At 53.5% G+C, this 20,699-nt stretch carries 18 protein-coding genes; 8 read left to right on the top strand and 10 right to left on the bottom strand.

Annotation, left to right across the window (positions count from 1 at the left end; all coding sequences use genetic code 11):
- Positions 1 to 202 precede the first annotated feature (202 nt).
- The 7 genes from P8S54_RS01690 (at position 203) to P8S54_RS01660 (ending at position 7,471) form a co-directional block, all read left to right on the top strand.
- Positions 203 to 1,726: a 3-hydroxyacyl-CoA dehydrogenase gene (locus P8S54_RS01690; protein WP_281442958.1), complete on the top strand. Its 1,524-nt coding sequence runs from the start codon at positions 203 to 205 to the stop codon at positions 1,724 to 1,726.
- A 29-nt stretch (positions 1,727 to 1,755) separates the two neighbouring features.
- Complete coding sequence (locus P8S54_RS01685; protein WP_281442957.1) at positions 1,756 to 2,964, top strand: 3-oxoadipyl-CoA thiolase; 1,209 nt, start codon at positions 1,756 to 1,758, stop codon at positions 2,962 to 2,964.
- 102 nt (positions 2,965 to 3,066) lie between these two features.
- On the top strand, positions 3,067 to 3,888 hold the full coding sequence (locus P8S54_RS01680) for an IclR family transcriptional regulator (protein WP_281442956.1): 822 nt from the start codon (positions 3,067 to 3,069) through the stop codon (positions 3,886 to 3,888).
- Between the two features lie 87 nt (positions 3,889 to 3,975).
- Positions 3,976 to 5,091, top strand: a complete 1,116-nt coding sequence (locus tag P8S54_RS01675) for an ABC transporter permease (protein ID WP_281442955.1) — start codon at positions 3,976 to 3,978, stop codon at positions 5,089 to 5,091.
- A complete protein-coding gene (locus P8S54_RS01670; protein ID WP_281442954.1) occupies positions 5,091 to 5,888 on the top strand; it encodes an ATP-binding cassette domain-containing protein in 798 nt (265 codons plus the stop codon). Before P8S54_RS01675 ends, P8S54_RS01670 begins: the two co-directional genes overlap by 1 nt.
- Before the next feature lie 27 nt (positions 5,889 to 5,915).
- Positions 5,916 to 6,857, top strand: coding sequence for an MlaD family protein (locus P8S54_RS01665; protein ID WP_281442953.1), 942 nt, complete (start codon positions 5,916 to 5,918; stop codon positions 6,855 to 6,857).
- Positions 6,854 to 7,471: an ABC-type transport auxiliary lipoprotein family protein gene (locus P8S54_RS01660; protein WP_281442952.1), complete on the top strand. Its 618-nt coding sequence runs from the start codon at positions 6,854 to 6,856 to the stop codon at positions 7,469 to 7,471. Before P8S54_RS01665 ends, P8S54_RS01660 begins: the two co-directional genes overlap by 4 nt.
- Before the next feature lie 5 nt (positions 7,472 to 7,476).
- Here P8S54_RS01660 and P8S54_RS01655 read toward each other — a convergent pair whose 3' ends face one another.
- The 10 genes from P8S54_RS01655 to P8S54_RS01610 all read right to left on the bottom strand — a co-directional run bounded on the left by P8S54_RS01655 (position 7,477) and on the right by P8S54_RS01610 (position 20,030).
- Positions 7,477 to 9,318 carry a protein kinase gene (locus tag P8S54_RS01655; RefSeq protein ID WP_281442951.1) on the bottom strand — a complete coding sequence of 614 codons (1,842 nt, stop codon included), beginning with the start codon at positions 9,316 to 9,318 and terminating at the stop codon, positions 7,477 to 7,479.
- A 14-nt stretch (positions 9,319 to 9,332) separates the two neighbouring features.
- Positions 9,333 to 10,616 carry a 2-oxo acid dehydrogenase subunit E2 gene (locus tag P8S54_RS01650; protein ID WP_281442950.1) on the bottom strand — a complete coding sequence of 428 codons (1,284 nt, stop codon included), beginning with the start codon at positions 10,614 to 10,616 and terminating at the stop codon, positions 9,333 to 9,335.
- Positions 10,617 to 10,633: 17 nt separating this feature from the next.
- The gene (locus tag P8S54_RS01645) at positions 10,634 to 11,611 is read right to left on the bottom strand and encodes a transketolase C-terminal domain-containing protein (protein WP_281442949.1); all 978 of its coding nucleotides are present in this window, start codon (positions 11,609 to 11,611) and stop codon (positions 10,634 to 10,636) included.
- Between the two features lies 1 nt (position 11,612).
- Entirely contained in the window at positions 11,613 to 12,815 is a 1,203-nt protein-coding gene (locus P8S54_RS01640; RefSeq protein WP_281444053.1) for a thiamine pyrophosphate-dependent dehydrogenase E1 component subunit alpha, read from the bottom strand.
- 133 nt (positions 12,816 to 12,948) lie between these two features.
- Positions 12,949 to 13,722: an ABC transporter permease gene (locus P8S54_RS01635; protein ID WP_281442948.1), complete on the bottom strand. Its 774-nt coding sequence runs from the start codon at positions 13,720 to 13,722 to the stop codon at positions 12,949 to 12,951.
- On the bottom strand, positions 13,712 to 14,680 hold the full coding sequence (locus P8S54_RS01630; protein ID WP_281442947.1) for an ABC transporter ATP-binding protein: 969 nt from the start codon (positions 14,678 to 14,680) through the stop codon (positions 13,712 to 13,714). Before P8S54_RS01630 ends, P8S54_RS01635 begins: the two co-directional genes overlap by 11 nt.
- A complete protein-coding gene (locus tag P8S54_RS01625; RefSeq protein WP_281442946.1) occupies positions 14,677 to 15,876 on the bottom strand; it encodes an ABC transporter permease in 1,200 nt (399 codons plus the stop codon). Before P8S54_RS01625 ends, P8S54_RS01630 begins: the two co-directional genes overlap by 4 nt.
- Positions 15,877 to 15,879: 3 nt before the next feature.
- Entirely contained in the window at positions 15,880 to 16,788 is a 909-nt protein-coding gene (locus P8S54_RS01620; protein WP_281442945.1) for an ABC transporter substrate-binding protein, read from the bottom strand.
- 102 nt (positions 16,789 to 16,890) lie between these two features.
- A complete protein-coding gene (gene cysS / locus P8S54_RS01615) occupies positions 16,891 to 18,339 on the bottom strand; it encodes a cysteine--tRNA ligase (RefSeq protein ID WP_281442944.1) in 1,449 nt (482 codons plus the stop codon).
- Between the two features lie 11 nt (positions 18,340 to 18,350).
- Complete coding sequence (locus tag P8S54_RS01610; RefSeq protein ID WP_281442943.1) at positions 18,351 to 20,030, bottom strand: glutamine--tRNA ligase/YqeY domain fusion protein; 1,680 nt, start codon at positions 20,028 to 20,030, stop codon at positions 18,351 to 18,353.
- 156 nt (positions 20,031 to 20,186) lie between these two features.
- On the opposite strand from P8S54_RS01610, the gene P8S54_RS01605 reads away from it, so the two are divergent.
- Entirely contained in the window at positions 20,187 to 20,687 is a 501-nt protein-coding gene (locus tag P8S54_RS01605; protein WP_009097579.1) for a peptidylprolyl isomerase, read from the top strand.
- Positions 20,688 to 20,699 lie beyond the last annotated feature (12 nt).

The raw sequence follows: 20,699 nt of genomic DNA, 5'->3' as shown, positions 1-20,699 counted from the left end.
CGTTAGAAGTGGCGCTTGCTGAGTGGCTTACGTCAAAGAGTGCGCCATCTATTTTGCATAGCGAAATTAGTGTTCACTCAGCTTGTCAGGCACTTTTGCATAGCCTAGGATGGCAGTCAATAATTGAAACACCATTCTGCATTGCAAAACTTGGCTATTAAAAATTCTATAACAAGAACTCACTCAAGAGAGGATTTAGCGTATGTCTAGCGAATCAACGACGTGCTCTTTTACCACGCTTGGCATTGTCGGTACCGGCGCTATGGGGCGTGGCATCGCTCAGCTGGCGGCTCAGGCAGGTCTAAACGTTATGCTTTTCGATGTAAAAGAGGGGGCTGTGAAAGAGGCTAAGCACTTTATTAATGGCTTATGGCAGCGAAGCGCTGAGAAGCAGCGAATTACCCCAGAACAGGCCCAGCACTATAGCGAGCGGCTACTCGAAGCAAACGCGCTCGACGCCCTCGCCCCTTGCGATATCGTGGTGGAAGCCATTGTTGAAAAGCTGGAGGCCAAGCAGGGGTTATTTAGCGATTTAGAAGCGATTGTCAGCCAACAGGCGGTATTGGCGACCAATACTTCTTCGCTCTCAGTCACGGCCATTGCCGCCGCCTGCCAGCATCCCGAACGCGTCATTGGTTTTCACTTCTTTAACCCCGTCCCGCTAATGAAAATTGCCGAGGTCATCCCCGGTCTTCGCACATCAGACGACGTAACTCAGCAGGTCAACGCGCTCGGTAAAGCCATGGGCCATTTCACAGCCCAGGCAACTGATACCCCTGGGTTTCTGGTCAATCATGCCGGTCGCGCCTTCGGTACCGAGGCCCTGCGCATTTTAGGCGAAAGCGTAACAGACCCGGCCACCATTGACCGCATTATGGTCGACCAGGGCGGTTTCAAAATGGGCCCCTTTACGCTACTCGACCTTACCGGGCTGGATGTCTCTCACGCGGTGATGGAGTCGGTTTACCACCAATATTATGAGGAGGCACGCTTTCGTCCCTCCCCCTTAACTCGGCAACGTTTGGCCGCGGGCTTGCTGGGCCGCAAAACCGGTGAAGGCTTTTATCGCTATGTGGATGGCAAGCAGCAAATGCCGGAAGCACCCGATATTAAGTCTGTATCCCCTTGCCCGGTATGGATCAGTCAGGACGACCCCGAAAGCGCTGACGCACTCGCAGCGTTGGTAACCACTGCCGGCTGGCCGTTAGAAACAGAAGCGACTCCCTCTGGCCAAGCACTGTGCCTGCTTACCCCGTTTGGAGAAGATGCCACCAGCTGTGCGCTACGCCAGGGGCTAGACGCTAAACAGTGCGTCGCCGTGGATATGCTCGCCGGACTAGATAAACGCCGAAGCCTAATGGCCACGCCGGTGACCGGCACCGCCTACCTTCAGTCAGCGTGCAGCCTGTTCAATCACGATGGCACACCGGTAAGCACCTTGCAGGATAGTAATGGCTTTGTTCTGCAGCGCATTATTGCCTGCATCGTCAACGTAGGGGCGGACATTGCTCAACAAGGCGTCGCCGAACCTACCACTATCGACCGGGCAGTTGAGCTTGGCTTGGGCTACCCCTTCGGCCCATTGCGCATGGGCGACCATTACGGCGCCACGCGCATCATGACGATACTGACCAACCTGCTTGATGCCACCGGCGACCCTCGGTATCGCCCTAGCCCGTGGTTACGCCGTCGCGCCGCACTGCAACTATCGTTAACCACTGTGTAACGCACATCCAAATAACAAGGAGCTCTACTATGCAACACGCCTATATTTACGACGGTTTACGTACCCCTTTTGGTCGCCATGGCGGTAGCTTGGCGGCGATTCGGCCAGATGAGTTACTCGGCCTCACTCTCAAAGCACTGGTGGCCCGTAATCCTTTCGCCCTAGAGAGCTATGAAGAAGTGCTGGCAGGCTGTACCAACCAGGCAGGCGAAGATTCACGAAACGTAGCGCGCCATGGGGGGCTGTTAGCCGGCTTGCCTATCGAAGTGGCCGCCCAAACGGTGAACCGCCTTTGCGGTAGCGGCCTTGCGGCAATGATGGATGCAGCCCGGGCGGCACGGCTGGGCGAAGGCGAGCTGTTTTTAGCGGGCGGTGTAGAGTCCATGTCTCGCGCGCCTTACGTGCTGGGAAAGGCGGACTCCCCCTTTGCTCGCAATCAGCCAATGTATGACACAGTGATCGGCTCGCGCTTCCCTAACCCTCATATTGCCAACGCGTTTGGCAGCCACAGCATGCCGGAAACCGCTGATAACATCGCTCATGACTTGAGTATCAGTCGCGATGCTAGCGACGCCTTTGCCGCCCGCTCCCAGGCGCGCTATGCAAAAGCGCTCTCAGACGGCTTCTATGACGGCGAAATGATGGGCGTTGAGGTACCCCAAGGGCGCAAGCTGCCGCCACTATTGGTTGATAAAGACGAGCATCCGCGCCCCCAGAGCACCGAAGATAAGCTTGCCAAGCTAGGCGCGCTATTTGAAGGCGGCGTGGTCACCGCCGGGAATGCCTCAGGCCTGAATGATGGCGCTGCCGCTTTGATTGTCGGTACGCAGGCCGCCGGAGAGCGCGTCGGTATAACACCCCGTGCACGAATTGTTGCCAGCGCCGTTGCCGGTGTAGCCCCTCGGGTGATGGGTTTAGGGCCAGTGCCTGCGTCACAAAAAGCGCTTGCTCGTGCAGGGCTCACCCTTGAGCAGATGGACGTTATCGAAATTAACGAAGCGTTTGCCGTGCAAGTGCTTGGCTGCGTTCAACAGTTGGGGCTTTCTGCCGATGACTCACGCTTGAACGCAAACGGCGGCGCTATTGCTATCGGCCATCCGCTGGGAGCTTCTGGGGCGCGCTTAGCACTTACCGCGCTGCGCCAGCTTGAAGCCACTAATGGCCGCTATGCGCTGGTTACTATGTGTATTGGTGTGGGCCAGGGTATCGCAACGGTTATTGAACGGCTGGAGCGCTGAGCTAGCCATACTGGCAGCATATTTCGTTGATGCACGTATAAGCCGTTGCTAAGTAGATATGCGATAATTGCCCTTAAATAAGCCATTTAGTTGGGACTCTTAATGCAACCCGTTGACACCACTGGTGATGATTCACAACTGCCCGAAAAAGATCGTAACTTCGTAACCGCATTAGCACGCGGGCTAGAGCTGCTGCGTGCTTTTGGCGCGGGTGAAGAGTATTTAGGCAATGCCGAACTCTCGAACCGGACGCATATCCCTCGTCCCACGGTGTCACGGTTAACCTATACCCTTACACAGCTTGGCTATTTGCAGCACAACACTCATTTGGAGAAATATCGGCTCGGCCCAGGTGTATTGGCGCTGGGGTATCGCTTTCTTGCCAATATGGGCATTCGTGAAATTGCCCGACCGCATCTGCAGAAGTTTGCCGATGCCACTGACTGCAATGTGAGCCTGGGGGGTGCCGACCGCAATGATATGGTTTATCTGGAAACCTGTCATGGTCATGGCCCTCTCATTATCCGCTTGGATGCTGGCTCGCGGTTGCCTATTGCCACCTCAGCGATCGGCCGCGCCTGGCTATGCGGTTTGTCTGACGAAAGGCGCCAGCAGGTGCTTCAAGAGCTGGCTGAGGTGTATGGCAGTGAGTGGCCACGCTATGAGGCGGGCATTCAGCAGAGCTTCAAGGATTATGCTCAATACGGCTTTTGCCTTTCTGAGCAAGAGTGGCAGCGCGATATAAGCGCAGTAGCTATGCCGCTTATCCTAGAGGATGGCGCAGAAGTAATGGCGATTAACTGTGGCGGTTCCAGTCTACGCCTAGACCATGATCGCTTAGTTAACAATTTAGGGCCTCGCTTAAAAGAAGTAGCCGCCAATATTAAGCAGGAGCTAGCACCGCGATATCGTGTTTCACGTTAAAGTAGTTCATAACTTTTCTTTAACTAACACTCGTTTGATTGCATCATAAGGCCATCACGTTACCGTGGATGTCGATGAGGAGCAGGGATGCCAGACGAGTGGATAACCAACGAGAGCGGGAAGCTATCGCTTCACGGTGAGTGGACGCTTGGCAATTTTCATACCCTAAAGCGCGCGCTTAGCCAACAGCGTCAGCTATCTTCACATACTCATGTCATGCTAAACGGTATTGAACGCCTGGATACCGCAGGTGCGGCGTTGATTGTTGAAATGATCGGCGTTGAAAAGGCCAAGCAAGTGCCCGAGTGGGCTGGTGACTTACCGAAAGAGCAACAGGCGTTGCTGGTGCGCATTGCCGAAGCAATGGAAGCGCCTCTGGATATCCAACCCCGTAAACAACAGCGAATAACTGATGCGCTGGCTACCACCGGTCAGCAAGTGATTGGGCTGTGGTCTCAACAGCGCCAACTGCTAGCCTTTATTGGCTTGGTACTTGCCACTTTTTTCTCTTTACTACTGCGCCCAAGCCGCTGGCGTTTCACCGCCATGATTGCCCATATTCAGCAAAGTGGCTTGAATGCGGTGCCCATTGTCGCTCTTTTAACCTTCATGGTGGGAGCCGTGGTCGCTTTCCTGGGCGCCACGGTGCTCGCGGAGTTTGGCGCCACCGTCTACACCATCGATTTGGTCGCCTTCTCTTTTCTACGCGAATTTGGCGTTCTACTTGCCGCTATTTTGCTCGCTGGCCGCACCGCAAGCGCATTTACTGCGCAGTTGGGCGCTATGAAATCCAATGAAGAAATTGATGCCCTTCAAGCACAAGGCCTTGATCCTATTGAGCTGTTGGTACTTCCCCGGGTCATGGCGATGCTGATCAGCCTACCGCTACTGGCCTTTGTTGGCATGCTCTGCGGGCTGTTAGGTGGCGCTGTAGTGGCAACGCTCTCACTGGATATACCCCTTACTCAATTCATGAACACGTTACAAAAGGATGTCTCGGTAACGCACTTTTTAGTAGGGCTGAGCAAGGCACCTGTATTTGCGTTTGTGATTGCTGTAATCGGCTGCCTGGAAGGCTTTAAGGTTAGCGGCAGCGCGCAATCAGTGGGTGAACATACTACCTCAAGCGTCGTGCAATCGATTTTTATGGTGATTTTGCTGGATGCCCTGGCTGCGCTGTTCTTTATGGAGATGGGCTGGTGATGGCGTCAGATAAACCTACACAACAATCCAATCAGCCGGTAATTAAAGTCCGAGGGTTGGTGAATCGCTTTGGCGACCATGTTGTTCATGAAGACCTGGACTTCACCCTTGAGCGCGGTGAAATCCTGGGGGTAGTGGGCGGTTCGGGAACAGGGAAGTCAGTTCTACTACGGAGTATTGTTGGCTTAAAGCGACCTAATGACGGCATTATTGAAGTGTTAGGTACGCGCTTAAATGACCTCAACGAAGAGCAGCGTAGTCAAGTAGAGCGGCGCTTTGGCGTGTTGTTTCAGCGCGGCGCCCTGTTTAGCTCGCTAAACTTGCAGGAGAACATTGCGTTACCGCTCATTGAGCACGCAAAGCTTTCAAGAGAAGAAGCAGAGTATTTGGCACGAATCAAGCTGTCGCTGGTGGGGCTTTCACCTAATACCGCACTGCAATTTCCTGAGTCGCTTTCGGGCGGGATGATAAAACGCGCAGCGCTGGCCCGTGCCCTTGCGCTAGACCCAGACATTCTCTTTCTCGATGAGCCAACGGCGGGCCTTGACCCTATTGGTGCGGCAGCTTTTGATGAACTGCTGGTTACCCTGCGCGATGCGCTGGGCTTCAGCGTTTTTCTGGTGACCCATGACCTGGATACGTTATACGCGGCCTGTGACCGGGTAGCGGTTATTTCGCAAAAAAAGGTGCTTGTAGCTGACACGCTTGCGCGCGTCGCATCGTACGACGATGAGTGGATACAAGATTATTTCCAAGGCCCCAGGGGCAGAGCGGCACAACACGCTCATCAACAATAGACGCTCATCAACCACAGGAGAACGCATATGGAGACGCGTGCCCATCACATACTGATTGGACTCTTCACGCTACTAACAGGGGTTGGCGCGCTGCTGTTTGCACTATGGATGAGCCATGCAGCAGGCGAACGAGACTACCAACCTTATCAAATTTTATTTGAGCGCAGCGTCAGTGGCCTTTCCGTTGGCAGCAGAGTGCAATATAACGGTATCGAAGTAGGGAATGTGACCGGCTTAGAATTAAACCCAAGAGACCCGCGCCAAGTCATTGCAGCGATTCGCGTGTACGAGGATACCCCCGTCAAACTGGATACCCGCGCGAAGCTGGCATTTGCTAATATCACGGGCAGTATGTCAGTTCAGCTACACGGTGGCAGTCCGGAAAGCCCACGCCTGACCGACCAAACCAGTGATGACGCGCCATTCATTCAGGCGGATGCTTCGCCTATCGCTACGCTCTTTGACGAGGGCGAAGAGATGATTGAGAACATCAATTCCATTCTTCGAAACGTCAACGAGCTGTTCGACGATGGTAACCGGGAACAAGCGGGCAATATCCTCACTAACATTGCCCAAATCACTGACATGATAGCTTCCCAACAGGCAGCGCTTGAAGAAAATATGGCGCTGTTTGGTAACGTGTCACGCCAAGCCACCTCTACCCTTGGCAGCATTGACGCGCTTAGTCAGGAAGCTACGCAGCTACTGAGACAGGATGGAAAGCTAGTGATGGAGAGCGCGGCTGTCGCCAGCCGTGATGTCGCTAGTGTCGCTCAGCGTATTGAGCAGTTGGTAAATGACAATGCGGGTGCCGTTGAGAGCACGCTACAGGGTACGCGGGATATCGCCCCCGCCCTTTCTGCGCTGCGCTCTATGCTTAATTCGTTAGACCGCATTACCCGTCAACTTGAAGAGAGCCCCAGAGATTTTTTCCTGGGTCGTGATCAGGTAGAGGAGTTCCGCCCATGAGCCTTCGTTCCCCGCTTACAGTCGTCATGTTGGCGACTTTATTGCTAACCTTTGGCGGTTGCTCAATACTGCCGGAAAGCGAACCCGCCACGTTCTATCGGCTGCCCGCTTCTACGCCCTCTGCTACGCCAGAAGCAACCTCCTCAGCACTCCCTATACGGCTGGGTATAGCGACCCCTGAAGCTGGCCACTTGCTAAGCAGTAACCGCATTGTGGTGTATCCAGAGCGCAATGTGGTTAATGTATACGAAGGCTCTAGATGGCATGAAGATGCACCGGCTATGCTACAAGCTCGGCTGATTACTGGTTTACAGCAACGCCAGCTGTTTAATAGCGTAGGCAGCGACCGCCTGCCTCATGATCTATTACTACTTAGCGAGCTACGCCACTTTCAAAGCGAGTACGACACCACCCCGCCCAGCGTTAAGATTCAGCTAGACGTACAACTGGTAGGTACTCAAGATCGTCAGCCAATAGTGGCCAACAGTTTCTCAACTCGCACCCAGGCAAGCAGTGCTGAAATTCCTGACGTAGTTGATGCTTTTGGCCAAGCAAGCGATGTGCTCAACGAGCAGTTGGCGACATGGCTGGAGGATCAGGCCCGCAGTTTATAAGCCATTTATGAGTGCTTTCTTAGGAACGACCGAGGGTCTTTAGGGTAGTAGTGCTCGGGCTGACGCTCAAGGTGGGTGAAAAACCGCGTATCTTTATAGGGCATTTTCATAAACCCAGACACCCCAAGCCCCTCGATCTGGCTAACGGAGTCCAGCATACGCGCCAGCAAGCTGCAAAACTCTTGCTCGCGGCTAGGATCAAGTAACCGATAATAGCTGTGGATTTTAAGATGCTTAGGCAGTGCTTCGAAGATAATCATCCCCGTATGATGAATCTCATTAAGCCGCTTTAATATCTGAATGATGCTGCTGGGAAGCGCAAGAAGCTCTTCTGGATCAGGACCATCTTCAAAGTAACTATGCTGACGAGTGCGGTCTTCCATTTCAGGCGCCGCGCTGAGTTCATAGCTAATCACCATGCCCGGCTCACAATGAAACGACGCCTGCACACTGTCGCGTTCTAAGTGCAGCGTTTGGCGGGCATTAAACAGGCAGCTTTTGAAAATTCCCTGACGATGAATAGCACGGGCCAAATGCACCATGTTATTAACCGCTTCGATAAAGGCAGGTTTTAGCGCCGGGTCGTGCAGATTAAGTGACGAATCGATATAGACACCTTCCCGCTCCCAACGCACTGCTAGGCCGCCCACCACAGGGTATTTTCCCAAACGGCTCACCGAGGCCAGAAAAGCCTTTTCGGTCTCTCCCATGCCCTGCATAAACTGCTTGTAATAGCGGTCCAGCTGCACATCATTAACGTCGTTAAGCGTTTCTTCCGCGTTCGCTTCACGTAGAAAGGCTTTGCGCGAGCTATACACCACTGTGTCTATTTCTTGTCGCGCGGGACGCCCCCATACCGGCACAAGCGGTGTTTGTGGTGTAACGGGTAGGTCAATCATCACCCCTTGGGCTAGTCGTGGCATGGCGCTTAAAAAATAGTCCCCAGCACGCCGACGCATTTGCGGGTCAGGGTCCAGCATACCGTCTAAGGTGCGGGCAAACTCCATTGGCAGCCCCAGTGAGCTTGCAGGGATGGCACGATGCCCAAAACGGCAGGATTGTGCTGAGGCGAGCGCATAAAGCGTGCCCGCCACGCCCTGCTCGTCAAAGCGCGGCGACGAGAGTGCCCCGTTAAGCTGCTCCTCCCCTATAAAGTAGACATCCCCTAAGCGGGCGTTCGTTTGCTGCAAGTTATCCGACATCAGCTCCATCACATTCGCGCCTACAAACTGCAGCTTTTCATCCAGTTGCGCAAACACAGAGGAGCCCCAGTCAATCAGCGCGACCTGCTCAGTTGAGGGGTTAAACACCAAATTAGAAGGCTTGATGTCACCGTGCACGACGGGGCGGGCATTGGGGCCTGCTTCACGGCGAAGCGTTGTCAGAATATCTGCCAGTTGAACGGCAATGCGGATAATTAAGCGGGGAGAAAGCTTCCCCTCTTTGAGCGAGACCTGCTCCAGGTTCCAGCCTGGCGCACGCTCCATCACCAGGATTGATTGGCCTCTCGCACGCTGGTAGGCCACTAGTTTAGGAATCAGCGGGTGGGCCACTTGATCGAGCATAAACGCCTCTTCTTCGAGGCGTTCTTGCAGATGCGCGGGTAGGGTAATACGCGAAAACTTGAAAACGTAGTGGGCAGGTACACCTTGCTCAAGCGCACTGCCCGCAAATACGAACCCATAGGCACCTTTGCCGATCAGCTCAATTCCCGTGTAGCCAAGCTGGGTGAGCTGTGTTTGGCACAGCGCCACCCAGTCTTTGAGCTTACGGGCATCATGGTGGCTTAGCAGATATACCGACTGCTCTTCAGGTATATAAAACTGCTGAAGCGGTGCCTGAGTCATGGGTTAACGTGCACCTAACCCAAGTGCAGCAGCATGGTTTCCGGCGCTTCTAAAAAACCTTTCCAAGCGTTACAGAAACGCGCGATGGTGCCACCATCAATAAAGCGGTGGTCTCCTGCCCAGGTGATCGTCATAATCGCCCGACGTTGCACCGCACTATGCTCATCAAAGCGCGGCAGCCACTGGGTTTTGCCAATGGCCACAATAGCCGCTTCAGGGGCATTAATAATCGGCGCTGCATAGGTCCCACCCAGCGCCCCGATATTGGAAATGCTGATGGTGCCGCCTTTTAGGTCTGCCTGATCTACGCGGCCTTCTCTCGCGGAGGTGGTTAGCCGCCCTACTTCACGGGCTATATCCAGCAGCGTCAGTTGCTCAACGCCTTTGACATTAGGCACCAGTAAGCCCGCTTTACTATCTACTGCCATACCGATATTGCACTGGGCATAGTAGTGAAGCTCGTCACCTGCGGCATTAAGCTGGGCATTAACGATCGGTGCTTGGTCAACGGCAAGCGCCATCGCTTTCATAAAGAAAGGCATCAGCGTCAAGCGTTCGCCCAGGGCCTCTACTTGTGGCTTTAAGCGCTCGCGCAGGGCTAGCAGCTCGGTAACGTCAATCTCTTCGCCGTAGTGAAAGTGCGGAATGGTGCTTGCAGACTCAACCATTCGCTTAGCCATCACCGCTCGCACGCCACGCAGCGGCTCAACCCTAGGCGTCTGTGGTTCGCTTCGCACCGAAGGCTGGCCACTCACTTGGTTTGCAGATGCTGGCACTAGCGCCGTTTGGTCAAGGTGCGCCAGCACATCCTCTTTTAATACCCGGCCATCTTTACCGCTGCCCGAAATGTCGTTTAACTGCAGCTCATGTTCCCGTACCAAACGACGAACCGCGGGGCTAGCGGGTACTTTTCCCATGGTGGTTTTACCCATGGAACTGCTCGGTGCAGCATGTGACGACGTTGATTCCGTGGATTTAGGCGCCGAATGCGCTTGCGCAGCTGCTTTGGGCGCTTCCGCTGTATCAGCATCGCTGCTTTGCCCTGTCCCTCCCGTTACCTCACTTTCTAACTGATAGGCATACAGTGGCGCATGCACCTTGGCCACTTGGCCCTGGGGTACGTAGAGCTTAGTGACGATGCCTGGCTCTGGTGCAGTAATCTCTACCAGCGCTTTGTCGGTCATTACCTCAACAATTGGCTGGTCTTCTTCAATTCGATCGCCTTCAGCAACGCGCCATTCAACGACTTCGCACTCAACAATGCCTTCACCGATATCCGGCAGCATAAAATCGCTCATTATTTTTCTCCCTGGCGCTAAAAGTTAACGCTTTCGCGAATCGCTTCAAAAATTTTCAGATGGTCGGGCAGATACTCTTTTTCCAGCACTAGCGGGAATGGCGTATCCAGCCCAGTCACCCGTGAAATGGGCGATTCCAGATAGAGAAAACAACGCTCTTGAATGGTCGCAGCAATTTCTCCAGCAAAGCCGCCGGTTAAGGGGGCCTCGTGGCTAACAATCAAGCGTCCGGTTTTGAGCACTGACTCCGCCACCGTATCTTCGTCCCACGGCAGCAGGGATCTTAGGTCAATAACCTCACAGGAAATACCTTGCTCTTCGGCAAGCTCTGCAGCTTTACCAATAACTTCCATCTGCGCGCCCCAGCCCACTAGCGTGATGTCACTGCCCTCTTTGATAATCTCAGCTTCACCTATCGGCAGTTGGTAATCCTCTTCCGGCACGTCGCCTACCGCTGCACGGTAGAGTCGCTTAGGCTCAAGAAAAAGCACGGGGTCTGGGTCGCGAATAGCCGCCAACAACAACCCTTTAGCTTGATAGGGGTTGCGGGGCACCACCACTTTCAGGCCTGGCGTATGCGTGAAGTACGCTTCTGGAGATTGCGAGTGATAGAGACCGCCTGAAATACCGCCGCCGTAGGGCGTGCGGATGGTTAAACCGCCTACGTTAAACAAATCTCCCGACCGATATCGGAACTTGGCTGTTTCATTAACAATTTGGTCAAACGCAGGAAAGATATAATCGGCAAACTGAATTTCCGCAACGGGCACCGAGCCTTGTGCGGCTAAGCCGTTAGCAAAGCCGATGATTCCCTGCTCCACCAGCGGCGTGTTGAAACAGCGAGCTTTGCCATATTTCTCCTGTAAATGGCTGGTGGCACGAAAAACCCCACCAAATACCCCGACGTCTTCACCAAAGCAGATCACTTTTTCATCTTCGGCCATGGCGATATCAAGGGCGTTATTAATCGCTTGTAACATATTCATAGTGGGCATTTTACGCATCCCCCTGGGAATCAGTGGCCGTATCAACATCCAGGTCAAGAGACTTGGCACCTTTCGGGTACGCGTCTGGGTAGCGACGAATATGACGCTTGAGCTGGTCTAGCTGACGTTGTAGCGCGGGGGTGACATCGGCGTAGACATCGCTAATCAATGAGTCCAGCGGCGGCGGCGGGCGTTTTTCAGCTCGTTTCAGGATGTCGAGCACCTCTCTTCGCAGGCTCTCTTGCTGGGCAGCCTCCTCTTCTTCACTCCACCAGCCCTTTTTAACGAGCCACTTTTGCAGGCGCAGCAGTGGGTCTTTCGCTCTCCATATCTCTTCTTCGTCCTTCGAGCGATAGCCGGAAGGGTCATCAGAGGAAGAGTGAGCCGCAAGCCGATAGGACATTGCCTCAATCAACACAGGCTGGTTTTTCTCTACGGCAATTTTACGGGCCTGGGTAGTCGCTTCAAACACCGCTAGTGCATCATTACCGTCCACACGAATAACATGCATGTGGTAGCCGAATGCCCGCGGCGCAATTCCATCGGCGGCGAACTGTTCCGTAGAAGGCGTCGAAATGGCATAGCCGTTGTTACGGCAGAAGAAAATCACTGGCACTTGATGCACCGAGGCCATATTGAGTGCGGCGTGAAAATCCCCTTCAGAGGCGGCGCCTTCGCCAAAGAAGGTCAGCGTGCAGTGGCCATCCCCCGCCAGTTTTTGGCCGTAAGCATAGCCAGTCGCCTGAGGAATTTGCGTAGCAAGGGGGGAGGAAATCGTCATGTAGTGCAGCTTGCGCGAGCCATAGTGGATCGGCATTTGCCGACCCTTTCCATAATCCAGCTCGTTACCAAAGAGCTGGTTCATGAACTCGTCAATGGAGAAGCCGCGGTACATCAAAGCGCCCTGCTCACGATATTGCGCCATGATCATATCAGCGTCGTTAAGTGCGGCAGTTGCCCCGACGACGGCTGCCTCCTCACCCGTGCACTGCATGTAGAAACTAAGCCGCCCCTGGCGCTGAGCGGCTAGCATGCGTTCATCAAGAATGCGGGTTGCTAGCATCGCTTGATAGAGCCGTCTCGCGTGGTCACGCTCAAGGGCTGGCTCACTGGCACCTTCATAAAGCTCGCCCTCTGGGTCGAGCAAACTAAAGGTGTCAATTGTAAACTCGTCACCGGTCAAGAAGAGCGGCTGATGTACGTACTGTGTCATCATTATTATCCTTGTTTTGCCCCTTTTGAGGGCAGTGTTGTCGGTGCTGACCTTTTATGCCAGTGGATTTATCTGACAGCGATCAACGCAACACAAGGACAGTAACTCAGTAGGCTACTTTAGGGGATACAACTTAAGACGCAGAAAGGCGGGAACGTAGGGTTTGTTGGTAAGCATCGAAGAGGCTGTCCACTGTCAACGCTAGCAGTGCTATGAGCAAGGCCCCCTGCACCACATAGGCCATATTGCCATTCACAATGCCGGCAATAATGGGGTCACCTAAGTTACTGGCACCCACCGTCGCGCCTAAGGCAGCGGTTGCGATGTTAATCGTTACCGATGTTCGAACACCCGCCAGTATCACGGGTGCTGCTAAGGGCAGCTCAACGCGATGCAATACTTGCCAGGGAGTCATGCCCATGGCAAGCGCTGCCTGTTTGATATCAGCGCTTACCCCCTGGAGACCCGCCAAGGTATTACGCACAATAGGCAGCAGCCCATAAAGCATCAGCGCGACGATAATAGGCAGCGTACCAAAGCCCAGCGTAGGAACCGCTAGCGCCAATACAGCCACAGGCGGAAACGTCTGCCCGATGGAAGCTAACTGCCCAACTAGCGGTAAAAAATCTTGCCCACGTTTGCGGGTGACCGCAATTCCTGCCAGCACCCCCACTAAGACCGTGACCACCGCTGCGACCCCCACCACCAATAAGTGGCGACCTAATAGATTAGAAAACTCAGCCCGGCGATATATGACCTGGCGTGCATCAGGCTCCAACCAGCGGAATACGCTCTCCAGATAGGGCATAACTAACACAGCAGCAACTAACAGCACGCCCCAAATAAGGGGTAACACCCACCCATGGTGAGCGTTTGATGAAGGCTCAATACGCCGACTAGTAAACATCGCGTGCACTAACCTTATCTAGCTGCGCTTCTTTAACAATTTTTCGCAACGAGAGCTCTCCGATCGGCATATCTTGCTGGTCTACCACCGTAAGCCGGTCACAATGGTCGCGCAGCATCATGGAAAGCGCCTGACGGAGAGAGTACTCAGCAGGCACCCGCGACTGAGCCGGTAGGCTTTGCCCAAGAGAGGTCATGTGATCTTTCACTCGGGTCAGTGCTGCCTGTTTCAGGCCCCGCTCAAGCCCCCCTAGCAGCGAATCGACGAAAGGGTCTTCCGGGTGCTGCAATAGCGCCAGCGGCGTTCCCTGTTGGACAATTCGTCCGTTGCGCATCACCACTAAATGATCGGCAAGCTTTAGGGCCTCATCCATATCGTGGGTCACGAACACCACTGTTTTATGCAGGCGAGCCTGAAGCTTGACCATTTCATCCTGAAGTTTTTCACGGGTGATAGGATCAAGGGCGCCAAACGGCTCATCCATTAATAGAATATCAGGATTGGCGGCTAACGCCCGGGCAACGCCCACACGCTGAGCCTGGCCTCCCGACAGCTGATGAGGATATTTATGGGCAAACTCTTCTATCGGCAGACCCAGCATTCCCATGAGTTCTTCTACTCGCGCGGTGACCTCGTCACGCGGCCACTTCAAAAGCCTGGGTACCAAACCAATATTACGCGCGACCGTCCAATGGGGGAAAAGTCCGGTACTTTGGATGACATAACCAATACGTCGGCGAAGCTTTACGGGGTCGTAACTCTGGATAGCCTGACCGTCAAGCAGGATGTCGCCTGCGCTATGTTCGATAAGGCGGTTAATCATACGTAGGGTGGTGGACTTACCACAGCCAGAGGTACCGACCAACGCACAGAACTTTCCCTTGGCAACACGCAGCGATATATCATCAACGGCGGCTTCTTCACCAAAGTGTTTTGATACATGGGAAAGCTCTATCATTCATGTCCTCCGGGACGCAGCGCGTCGGCCAACGCCCCTAAGCCAGCGTCAACGACCAACGCTAGTAATAAAATAGGGAGAGCACCAAGTAGCACCATATCCATCGCAGCCTGGCCTAGTCCCTGAAAAATAAAGGTGCCCAGCCCTCCTGCACCAATCAATGCCGCTACTGCGGTTAAGCCTATCGCTTGGACAGTGGTAATACGTACGCCCTCCAACAGCACCGGCAAGGCCAAAGGAAAGCGTACCTGCCAAAAGCGTTGGCTGCTGCGCATTCCCATCGCTTTAGCCGCTTCCAAGGTGTCACTACTTACCTCTTCCAGCGCGATGTAAGTATTACGCACCATAGGCAATAAACTGTATGCGATCAGCGCGATTAACGCGGGCGTGGTCCCAATTCCACTCACCCCGAGCTTTGCCAAAAATGGAAGGTTAGCCGCTACCCATGCCAGAGGTGCCAGTAGCAGGCCAAATAGCGCGATACTGGGAATGGTTTGTAAAAAATTCAGCAGAGAAAAAGCAATTTTTTGTAGCTTGGCATAGCGTCGCATTAGCATTGCTAACAGCAAGCCTGCCACAACGCTCACCCCCACCGCCGTGCTAACTAAATGAATATGTTGAAGCGTGGCGCGCCAAAACTGCTGCTCACGGGCCTGAAATTCCTGCACCAGCGCCATATTCTGCAGCCACAACGAAGCACTCAACCACCACACAACACCCACGCAGCTCAATAACAGCGTGGTCGCAAGTCGAGACAAACCCAGCCGAAGACGTAGCTCTACCAGGCAGAGTAACAGTATAAACAACAGCGACCAGGAAGCGGCGCCAATGCTTAAACGCGCTTGAGGGAGTTCAGGGTCTACTAACCAATGACTAGCGACCATCAGGCCAAACGGCATAAGTAACAGCATGACAATTACTAGTGCCAACATTGCCCGGTAGTTAGCCCGCGTTGGAAGCAGCGCCAATGCAGCCAGCGCACTTATCAATAATGAGATGAGTAGCGCCCCAAACCACCCCACCGCGTCTAATAGGTGGTAAGAGGTACCTGGTACAATTCGGTTGGGAGCAACACTGACTGGGTTTAACAGCCAGATAACCGCCAACATCACTAGGCTTAAACTCAACAGCACCGCATTAGGGTGCCATATGCGCTGATTCAGCTTAGCAATGGGCAGCGCATCAGTTAACGGCATTCATTAGTCATCCAAGCTATCAAGGTAATCACGTGCCACTTGGTTAGGCGATAAGCCATTAACCGCTACGTCAGCATTTAAGGACTGCAGCGTGACTAAATCTAGCGTCGCAAACACATCGTTAAGCAGCGCTTCAATACGGGGATGCGCCTCTAAGACGCTTGCGCGCACAACCGGGGCGGGTTGATAAACCGGCTGTACACCTCTGGAGTCTTCCAGCACCACCAAGCCAAGCGCACTCAAACCACCATCAGTACCATAGGTCATCGCCGCATTGACACCACTCGTTTGCTGCGCAGCGGCGCGCATTGTCGCTGCCGTGTTACCGCCGGATAGCACTAGCAATTGATCGCCGCTTAGCTCGAACCCATAGGCTTCTTGAAAGGCCGGAAGCGCTTGTTCAGATTCGACAAACTCCGCGCTGGCGGCAAATTTAAACACTCCACCTTCGGCTAAATATTCGGCAAGATCGTCCAGGGTGACCAGCTCATGAGCTGTGGCCACATCTTCTCGAACACTCATCGCCCAGGTATTATTGGCACTCGCGGGCTGCAGCCAGACAAGCCCTTGCTCCGCATCACGCTCTTTAACCGTTTGGTAGGCATCTTCAGCACTGTTCCACACCGGGCTATCGGTCATATCGAAGAAAAATGCACCGTTACCGGTATATTCAGGGTAAAGATCAATTTCGCCGGCTTGTAGCGCACTACGTACTACGCTAGTGCCCCCAAGCTGCAAACGGTCTTGAGTAGCAATATCGTTACGTTCTAAGGTCTGAATGATTAACTCACCCAGCACCGATCCTTCCGTATCTATCTTGGAAGAAACGACAACCGGATCACTGGCGTTAGCCGCCGAGAAAACCAGTGCTGATAAGCCAGCGGCGAGTATAGGCTTCATGACATAGCGCATCTTAGTTGTCCTTTTCATAAGCGGCTTTTGCAGTCACTTCAGTATAAGAGCCATCTGCGTTGAAGTCAGACGCCGCTCTCGCGGCGTCTGAACGTTGGGATTTTATTGAGGCGCTTCAATAACCCACGTGGTTCCTTCCCGAGAGTCTTTTAGAATAATACCAAGCGCTGCCAACTCGTCGCGGATCGCGTCTGCTTGCGCAAAATCTTTACTGGCTTTAGCCTCTTTGCGCTGGGCAATTTTAGCTTCAATCTCGGTCTCGCTTAGCGCAACGCCGTGCTGCTGCGCCCCCTTTAAAAAGGTGTCGGGCGACTGCTGTAGCAAGCCCAGCACGCTGGCTAAACGCTTAAGCTCAAGTGCAAGAAGCAGCGCTTTTTGAGGGGACTCACCTTTCGCACGGTTAACCTCACGGGCTAAATCAAACAGCACTGCCAGTGCTTCAGGTGTGTTGAAATCATCATCCATCGCCGTCGTGAAACGTTCGCTATAAGCAGCAACTTCTTCTTTGCTGGCGATAAACGCGCCCTCACTGGTTGGCGCCTGCTGTAGCTCTTCACCTACACTTTCCTGTACCTCTACGCCCTCCAGTGCCGTATAAAACCGCGTCAACGATTTACGTGCCTCAACCAGTGAATCCACCGAATAATTAATCGCGCTACGGTAGTGGCTGGCGACTAACAGATAACGCACAACCTCTGGATCGTGCTCTGCCAGCACGTCACGGATAGTGAAAAAGTTGCCTAAGGATTTTGACATCTTTTCCTGATTAACCCGCACAGCGCCTGCGTGCATCCACGTATTAACGTAGGTTTTGCCGGTAGCCGCCTCAGACTGGGCAATTTCATTTTCGTGGTGAGGAAACGTGAGGTCGGGACCGCCACCGTGAATATCGAAAGTATCACCTAAGCAGCAGGTCGACATGGCAGAGCACTCGATATGCCAGCCAGGACGCCCATCTCCCCATGGCGAGGGCCAGTGTGCCTCAGTAGGCTTGGCGGCTTTCCATAGCACGAAGTCGAGCGGATCTTCTTTATGAACATCCACTTCCACCCGTGCGCCCGAGCGCATATCGTCGAGCTGACGATTATTCAGCTTGCCGTAGTTCGCAAATTTCCGCACTCGGTAATAGACATCGCCATTTTCAGCAGGGTAAGCAAAGCCTTTATCAATGAGTGTTTCGATCATCGCGATGATATCGCCAATATGCCCCGTAGCGCGTGGCTCCCTGCTCGGTGGCAGCACGCTTAGGCGCGCTTCATCATCGTGCATTGCATCAATCATACGCTCCGTCAGCGCGCTGATCGTTTCTCCGTTCTCGTCAGCGCGCTTAAGGATTTTGTCGTCTATATCGGTGATATTGCGAACGTAGGTAACATCGTAACCTCGATGGCGAAGATAGCGGGTAATTACATCAAAGGCCACCATGACTCGTGCGTGACCAAGGTGACAATAGTCATACACCGTCATGCCACAGACATACATGCTTACTTTACCCGCGACGAGCGGGGTAAACGGTTCTTTGCGGCGTGTCAGCGTATTGTAAATCTGCATATGACTATTCCTTAACCCTTCTGTTTGATTTTCGCCCAGCTATCTTTTAATCCTACGGTCCGGTTAAACACCGGCTGTCCTGGTTTGGAGGCGTGACGGTCGGCACAAAAATACCCCATCCGCTCAAACTGGAAACGATCTTCGGGGGCGGCATCGGCCAAACTAGGCTCACCAATCGCCTGACAAATCGTCAGAGACTCAGGATTGAGGTGCTCTAGGAAGTCGACATCTTTGTCACGATCCGGCTGCTCAACTAAGAACAGGTTTTCATACAAGCGAACTTCCATGGGCACACCGTGGGCCGCGCTCACCCAATGAATGACGCCTTTCACTTTGCGCCCTTCTGGGTTTTTGCCCAGGGTATCGAAATCTACTGAGCACTGCAGCTCGCTCACCTCGCCCGCTGCGTCCTTAATCACATCATCGCAGCGAATCACATAGCTATTGCGCAACCGCACTTCTTTCCCCGGCGCTAGGCGGAAGAACTTTTTAGGGGCATCTTCCATAAAGTCATCATGGTCGATGTAAAGCTCGCGGCCAAACGGCACTTTACGCACGGCCATATCATCCCGCGCGGGATGTCCCGGCACTTCGTAGACTTCTTCATGGTCTTCCGGAACGTTGGTCAACACCACCTTAAGCGGTTTTAGCACACACATACCACGCGGAGCATTGTCCTCAAGGTCTGAGCGAATCGCATGGGTCAGCATGGCGATATCCACTAAGCCACCATCAGCCCGGGTAACACCGATCATTTCACAGAACTTACGAATTGAGGCTGGTGTGTAGCCACGACGGCGCATACCGGAAATTGTCGGCATACGCGGGTCGTCCCACCCATCGACAATGTGCTCGTCAACCAATAGCTTCAACTTGCGCTTAGAGGTTAGCGTGTAATCAAGATTCAGGCGGGCGAACTCAATTTGGCGCGGTTTCGCTGGCACTGGAAGGTTGTTTAAAAACCACTCATAAAGCGGGCGGTGATCTTCAAATTCCAACGTGCAGATTGAGTGGGTAATGCCCTCGATAGCATCTGATTGGCCATGGGTAAAATCGTAAGAGGGGTAGATTTTCCACTTATCCCCAGTTTGATGATGGTGGGCGTGCCGAACGCGATAGAGGATCGGGTCACGCAAATTAATATTGGGAGACGCCATATCAATTTTAGCGCGCAGCACTTTTCCACCTTCTGCAAACTCGCCGATACGCATCCGCTCAAGGAGATCAAGGTTCTCTTCGACGCTACGTTCGCGGTAAGGGCTTGGCTTGCCAGGTTCGGTTAAGGTGCCGCGATATTCACGGATTTCGTCCGGCGATAAATCGTCAACATACGCTTTACCCTCACGGATTAAGTGCTGCGCCCAGATATAGAGCTGGTCGAAGTAATCTGATGCAAAGCGTACCGGGCCAGCCCACTCAAAACCCAGCCAACTGACATCTTCCTGAATGGCATCAATATACGCTTGCTCTTCTTTCGCCGGGTTGGTGTCGTCAAAACGTAGGTGACACTCACCACCCAACTGCTCCGCCAACCCGAAATTTAGGCAGATCGACTTAGCGTGACCGATATGCAGAAAGCCATTAGGCTCGGGGGGAAAGCGCGTGACAATTTTACTGACCTGGCCGCCCTCAATTTCGTCGCGTACTTGATTGCGGATGAAGTTCGGCGCTGGGGTGGTCTCGTTGGTCATGGTGGTGTTGATAACCTCATGGTGGATGGCGTGCTAGGCAACCGATGCCTACGCTAATAGGGTTAGCGCTTCGCGGCGCCGGGCAAAACCGCTATTATAACGTGACGCCGATGCACAGCGCCAAGGCGAACGCCTTTATTGAACAGGAATTTATCTATGATCGTATTACAGACCAACCACGGTGACATCACTATTGCGCTTAATCATGAAAAAGCGCCCGTTAGCGCTGCTAACTTTGAGCAATATGTGCGCGAAGGATTTTACGACGGCACGCTCTTTCATCGCGTCATCGATGGTTTCATGGTTCAGGGCGGCGGTTTCGACCAAGAATTTAATCAAAAGCCGACCCGCGACCCTATTGAAAACGAAGCCGATAACGGCCTGCAAAATACCGAAGGCACGCTCGCTATGGCGCGCACCCAAGACCCACACTCTGCCACTGCACAGTTTTTTATTAATGTGGGCAACAATAGCTTCCTAAACCATAGCGGTAAGAGCCTTCAAGGCTGGGGTTACGCTGTATTTGGTGAAGTGGTCGACGGAATGGACGTAGTCAACGCTATCAAAGGCGTTAACACTACCCGCCGCGGCATGCATGCGGACGTACCCGCTGAAGATGTGATCATTGAGCGTGCGTACGTGAAAGAAGCAGAATAAAACGCCGGGAGT

Origin of the sequence: Halomonas sp. M1 (assembly GCF_029581375.1) — a bacterium.
In the GTDB taxonomy this organism is placed as follows: domain Bacteria; phylum Pseudomonadota; class Gammaproteobacteria; order Pseudomonadales; family Halomonadaceae; genus Vreelandella.
Note: the sequence above shows the minus strand (reverse complement) of the source record. Positions and strands in the feature narration are given on the sequence as shown.

What these genes read in the sequence shown, in the direction of transcription:
- P8S54_RS01660 (WP_281442952.1), top strand. Translation starts at nt 6,854, where the DNA reads ATGAGCCTTCGTTCCCCGCTTACAGTCGTCATGTTGGCGACTTTATTG.
- P8S54_RS01680 (WP_281442956.1), top strand. Translation starts at nt 3,067, where the DNA reads ATGCAACCCGTTGACACCACTGGTGATGATTCACAACTGCCCGAAAAA.
- cysS (WP_281442944.1), bottom strand. Translation starts at nt 18,339, where the DNA reads ATGCAGATTTACAATACGCTGACACGCCGCAAAGAACCGTTTACCCCG.
- P8S54_RS01630 (WP_281442947.1), bottom strand. Translation starts at nt 14,680, where the DNA reads ATGATAGAGCTTTCCCATGTATCAAAACACTTTGGTGAAGAAGCCGCC.
- P8S54_RS01655 (WP_281442951.1), bottom strand. Translation starts at nt 9,318, where the DNA reads ATGACTCAGGCACCGCTTCAGCAGTTTTATATACCTGAAGAGCAGTCG.
- P8S54_RS01675 (WP_281442955.1), top strand. Translation starts at nt 3,976, where the DNA reads ATGCCAGACGAGTGGATAACCAACGAGAGCGGGAAGCTATCGCTTCAC.
- P8S54_RS01625 (WP_281442946.1), bottom strand. Translation starts at nt 15,876, where the DNA reads ATGCCGTTAACTGATGCGCTGCCCATTGCTAAGCTGAATCAGCGCATA.
- P8S54_RS01685 (WP_281442957.1), top strand. Translation starts at nt 1,756, where the DNA reads ATGCAACACGCCTATATTTACGACGGTTTACGTACCCCTTTTGGTCGC.
- P8S54_RS01665 (WP_281442953.1), top strand. Translation starts at nt 5,916, where the DNA reads ATGGAGACGCGTGCCCATCACATACTGATTGGACTCTTCACGCTACTA.
- P8S54_RS01640 (WP_281444053.1), bottom strand. Translation starts at nt 12,815, where the DNA reads ATGACACAGTACGTACATCAGCCGCTCTTCTTGACCGGTGACGAGTTT.
- P8S54_RS01645 (WP_281442949.1), bottom strand. Translation starts at nt 11,611, where the DNA reads ATGCCCACTATGAATATGTTACAAGCGATTAATAACGCCCTTGATATC.
- P8S54_RS01690 (WP_281442958.1), top strand. Translation starts at nt 203, where the DNA reads ATGTCTAGCGAATCAACGACGTGCTCTTTTACCACGCTTGGCATTGTC.
- P8S54_RS01650 (WP_281442950.1), bottom strand. Translation starts at nt 10,616, where the DNA reads ATGAGCGATTTTATGCTGCCGGATATCGGTGAAGGCATTGTTGAGTGC.
- P8S54_RS01605 (WP_009097579.1), top strand. Translation starts at nt 20,187, where the DNA reads ATGATCGTATTACAGACCAACCACGGTGACATCACTATTGCGCTTAAT.
- P8S54_RS01620 (WP_281442945.1), bottom strand. Translation starts at nt 16,788, where the DNA reads ATGCGCTATGTCATGAAGCCTATACTCGCCGCTGGCTTATCAGCACTG.
- P8S54_RS01610 (WP_281442943.1), bottom strand. Translation starts at nt 20,030, where the DNA reads ATGACCAACGAGACCACCCCAGCGCCGAACTTCATCCGCAATCAAGTA.
- P8S54_RS01635 (WP_281442948.1), bottom strand. Translation starts at nt 13,722, where the DNA reads ATGTTTACTAGTCGGCGTATTGAGCCTTCATCAAACGCTCACCATGGG.
- P8S54_RS01670 (WP_281442954.1), top strand. Translation starts at nt 5,091, where the DNA reads ATGGCGTCAGATAAACCTACACAACAATCCAATCAGCCGGTAATTAAA.